At 48.4% G+C, this 3583-nt stretch carries 3 protein-coding genes and 1 tRNA gene; 1 reads left to right on the plus strand and 3 read right to left on the minus strand.

The genetic code is table 11. The annotated features are described in order from the left end of the window. The coding region (locus tag IQ219_RS20620; protein WP_228017256.1) for an IS630 transposase-related protein at nucleotides 1-91 on the minus strand (91 nt) is incomplete at its 3' end. A 23-nt stretch (nucleotides 92-114) separates the two neighbouring features. Between IQ219_RS20620 and IQ219_RS18060 the strand changes: the two genes are divergently transcribed. Beyond that, nucleotides 115-1476: an ABC transporter permease gene (locus IQ219_RS18060; protein WP_368667634.1), complete on the plus strand. Its 1362-nt coding sequence runs from the start codon at nucleotides 115-117 to the stop codon at nucleotides 1474-1476. A 31-nt stretch (nucleotides 1477-1507) separates the two neighbouring features. Here IQ219_RS18060 and IQ219_RS18065 read toward each other — a convergent pair. Beyond that, a tRNA-Pro gene (locus tag IQ219_RS18065) sits at nucleotides 1508-1581 on the minus strand. A 64-nt stretch (nucleotides 1582-1645) separates the two neighbouring features. Next, nucleotides 1646-3583, minus strand: a 1938-nt coding sequence (gene shc / locus IQ219_RS18070; protein ID WP_228017325.1) for a squalene--hopene cyclase, incomplete at its 5' end; no start/stop codon positions are given.

Consider the following 3583-nt stretch of genomic DNA (forward strand, 5'->3'; position numbering starts at 1 on the left):
CTACCTTAAATATTTTCGAAGCCTTTGTGATTCCACCACCACTCTCGATGAAATCTATAACCTTAATACGTAAATCAAGATCGTAAGTCATGACTGATTTATTTATGGATTCTTGTGTTATTCTTCCGACATATTACCATACAACTCCAGCAAAACGTCTCAAAATTAAATAAATCAGCTATAAGCGGCGGTCAACTCAAACGAGTATCCATTGGCGTGGAATTACTGGTAGATCCAAAGTTATTTTTCCTCGATGAACCCACCTCTGGCTTAGATCCAGGTCTAGACAAAAAGATGATGCAACTCCTGCGAAAATTGGCAGATCAAGGGCGCACCATTGTGTTAGTAACCCACGCCACCGGCAATATTAATCTGTGCGATCGCCTGGTATTTTTAGGTCAGGGGGGTAATCTGTGTTATTTCGGCACTTTTAGTGACGCTTGCCAGTTTTTTAATCTCCGTAATGGCGATTTTGCTGAGGTTTATATTCAATTGGATAACCAAACCGCGGTGATCCACACAACTCAACGATATCGCTGGTCTAGCTATCAACACCAATACATTGACCAACGGTTAGGAGTGAGTGATTCTAGCGTTATTACTCCCAAACCCAGCCCCCCTAGGGTATCTCCCCTCCGCCAAGCTTGGATTCTTTGTCAAAGATACGGGCAAATTATGGCTAGAGATCCGTTTAACGTGGGCATTGCCATTGCCACTGCTCCCATTGGCATTTTATTAATTGACTTGGCGATCGCCGCTAGGGAACCATTTATTCTGGGCAGTGAAGCAGACCCCAAACTTGCCCCCCTAGCCCAAACCGTACTGTTGGTATTCAGTTGTGCTGCCATCTGGGTGGGTCTGGCCGGTTCCCTTCAGGAAATAGTCAAAGAAAACGATATTTATAGCCGAGAAAGATTGGTTAACCTGAACCTATTTGCCTACATCGCCTCTAAGGTGACAGTACTGTCGGGGTTGGCTTTTCTGCAAACCCTAGCCATGGTGGCAGTTATTCTCATGGCTTTTGGCCATCCTCCAGCGACCCTGTTACCGTGGGGTCTAGGCCTGACAATAACAACCTATCTGACCCTCTTTGGTGCCCTGTGTCTAGGCCTTATGGTCTCTACCTTTGCTAAAAGTGAAACCCAGGCTAACACTGCCTTACCAATTTTATTACTGCCCCAAATCATTTTTTCTGGTGTACTGTTCCAAATTAAAGGGGTGAGTCAGTATCTTTCCTGGTTAACAGTCAGTCGTTGGTCCATTGGTGCCTATGGCACGTTATTGGACATCAATGGTCTTGTACCAGAACCGATTATTTTCCCCGACGACAAAGTTATGGAATCTGCCTTTAAAACTAATCCCGTTTACGATCCCAGTTGGGGCAATCTATTGATTAATTGGCAAGTTCTCTTGCTCCAGGGATTTTTGTACCTAGCAATCATCTTCCTGCTTAAAAAACGTCAGGACATCATTTAAAACTTCATTGAACTTGTACAGAAATAGCGAATCGGGATGACAGGATTTGAACCTGCGACATCCTGCTCCCAAAGCAGGCGCGCTACCAAGCTGCGCTACATCCCGTAGTTTAACCCCTCCAATCTTAGGATAGATTTCCCCAGATCGCCAGGGGTTAGTCGGGCGGATATCACCCCAGGGCTTCTGCTGATGTGGGTAAATGGTTATAGCGAGCTAGGGCAATGAGGGGAAAATATTGGCGGTAGTAGTGATAGCGGATATAAAAATGACAAGGGAAGCCGGTGCCCGTAAATTCTGCCTCTTCCCAGGTGCCTTTGGCGGTTTGTCCCTGGACGAGAAAAGCCACCCCCCCCTCGATCGCCGTGGTTAGTTTGGCATCTTGCCCGAGGCTAGGTAAATATTTGAGGGCATCTAACAAACCAATTAAAGCCCAGGCGGTTTGGGAAGCAGTGCTGTTGCCTTTGCCTTTTAACTGCTTATTTCCATAGCTTTCACAGGTTTCTCCCCAGCCCCCATCTGCATTTTGACAGCTCAATATCCAGGCGATCGCCGCTTTAATTTGGGGGGCAAAACGTTGGGCATTGTAAATAGCCAAAGCAGATAGGGCCCCACTGGTGCCATAGAGATAATTCACCCCCCAGCGGCCAAACCAACTACCATCCTGTTCCTGTTCTTGAAGCAAGTAGGCTAAACCCCTTTCTACTCCTTGAGAGTCCATGGTCAAACCACAGGCCCCAAGCATTTCAATCACCCGGGCGGTAATGTCGGCAGTGCTGGGGTCAATCATGGCCTTCAAATCCCCGTAGGGTAATTGATTAAGCCAATCTTGGTCATTGTCAATATCAAAGGCGGCCCAGCCCCCGGTTTTGCACTGCATGGTGGCTACCCATTGCAAAGCTTTATCAATTGCCCCCCGTTTTCTAGCTTCATCGGGGATGGTAATGCTCTGTAAAGCCATCATCACCACGCAGGTATCGTCAACATCAGGGTAGAAATTATTATCAAATTCAAAGGCCCAGGCCCCCGGTTTACCCTGGGGATTTTTGATTTGCCAATCGCCGTAGGTGAGAATTTGCTTATCCAGCAACCACTGCCCCGCTTTAACTAGGGCGGGATGATCCTTACCTAGATCCGCCTCTGCCAAGGCCCGCACCACCCAGGCCGTATCCCACACCGGGGAAACACAGGCTTGGATGGAATAGCTATCTTCCGTTTCCACCGCAAAATTGTCGATCGCCGCTATGCCCCTTTGTACATAGGGATCATGGAGGTCATAGCCCAACACTTTCAGGGCCAACAGGGAATTGAGCATCGCCGGAATAATGCCACCCCAATCCCCATTAACCTCTTGCCGTTCTAAAATCCACTTTTCCGCTAGGGCCAAACCCTGTTCCCGGAAGGGCACCACGTTGGCCTGTTCTTGCAACTTAAACAGGCTATCCAAACCAATGAAAATATCCCAAATAGTGCCACTCTCCGGCAATTTGTACTGGACATTTTCCACCCCTTCCGCATAGAGTTCGTCCACCCGCAGGCCTTGGGCAATGTCGTACACCGGCTTTTGGTCATAGACAATCATCAAAGGCACCGTACTGGAGCGGGCCCAACTGGACATTTCGTAAATATTAAAGAAAAAATTATTGGGCAAAAGCATGACCCAAGGGGGAATGGAAGGGGTGCCCCGCCAGTCATAGCAACCAATTAAGGCCAGGTGCATTTTGGTGAAAATGCGGGATTTGCTAATGCCGCCCCGGCCAACAATGAAATTTTTCGCTTTGACCAAGGCTGGATCTGTAGCTGGAACACCCAAAATCCGCAGGGCTGTGTAGGCCTCTACACTGGTGCTCAGTTCACCGCCATCGCCATAGTACAATTCCCAACCACCATGGTCCCGTTGTTGTTGGAGCAAATAACTTTTCGCCTTCTCCAGGGGTCTTTGGGCTGCTGTGCCCCAAATTTTATGTAGTATGACCACTTCCGCCGTGATGGTAACGTTAGATTCCAACTCAGACCACCAGTAACCATCGGGGTATTGTTCCGACAGCAAGAAGTCCCGACTAGCGGAGATCGCCTGGCGCACTTGTTTGGTGCTGGGACAGGGGACGGA

Source organism: Synechocystis sp. LEGE 06083 (genome assembly GCF_015207725.1).
In the GTDB taxonomy this organism is placed as follows: Bacteria; Cyanobacteriota; Cyanobacteriia; order Cyanobacteriales; family Microcystaceae; genus Synechocystis; species Synechocystis salina.